At 72.0% G+C, this 782-nt stretch carries 1 protein-coding gene; it reads right to left on the bottom strand.

The genetic code is table 11. The features are described 5' to 3' along the window. A partial coding sequence (locus G4D87_RS38310; RefSeq protein WP_205507895.1) for a site-2 protease family protein occupies positions 1–544 on the bottom strand: 544 nt, incomplete at its 3' end. Between the last annotated feature and the right edge of the window lie 238 nt (positions 545–782).

Genomic DNA, 782 nt, shown 5'->3' with positions numbered 1-782 from the left:
GCACCCCAACCGCCGTGGCGATGCCCACGCCGAGCACCGCCCGCTCATGGCGGTAGCCGCCGCGGGCGCGCACCAGGTCCGCCAGCAGGTGGCCACCATCCAGCGGCTGCATGGGCAGCAGGTTGAAGAGCCCCCAGCCGATGTTGACCCACAGGAACTGCCGCACGCCCTGGTCCACCAGGCCGCCCGGCGCACCCAGGGGCGCCAGCTGCGACAGGCCCCAGACGAGCCCGCCCGCCAGGAAGCCGATGCCCGGCCCGGCGAAGCTCACGAAGGCCGACTGCGGGTGGGTGAGGTGCGCGGCATCGTGCGCCTGCGTGGTGCCGCCCATGCCGTGCAGCTCGATTTCAGAAGGACAGCCGTAGCGGCGGTAGGCCAGCGCATGCCCCAGCTCATGGAGCAGCACCGACACGAAGACGATGCCCACCCACAGCACGAGCCGCGCGGGCTCGGAGATGAGCGTCCAGCCCGTCGCCAAGGCGACGAGGAAGAAGAGCGGGTGGAGCCGGACGGGGAAGCCGGCCACGTGGAAGTGGGGCCGCATGGACCTCCGACTGTAACGGGCCTGCCCGCGCCGCGCCCGGGTCGATGACGGGGGGCGCGGCGTACCCCGGATCCATGACGCGGGGCTCCATGACCGTGGCGTGACATGGCTTCAGTGACATGCCGGCCGTGGCGTCTTCCCCGGCGCGGCGTGGATGTGGGGACGGGGCCTCGCGAAGCACGAGAAGTGAGATAGAGTCCCGACACACCCCTGTTTCCCTCGCGCCCCCGCGCCTGTC

The organism is Myxococcus vastator (assembly GCF_010894475.1).
Lineage (GTDB): Bacteria > Myxococcota > Myxococcia > Myxococcales > Myxococcaceae > Myxococcus > Myxococcus vastator.
Note: the sequence above shows the minus strand (reverse complement) of the source record. Positions and strands in the feature narration are given on the sequence as shown.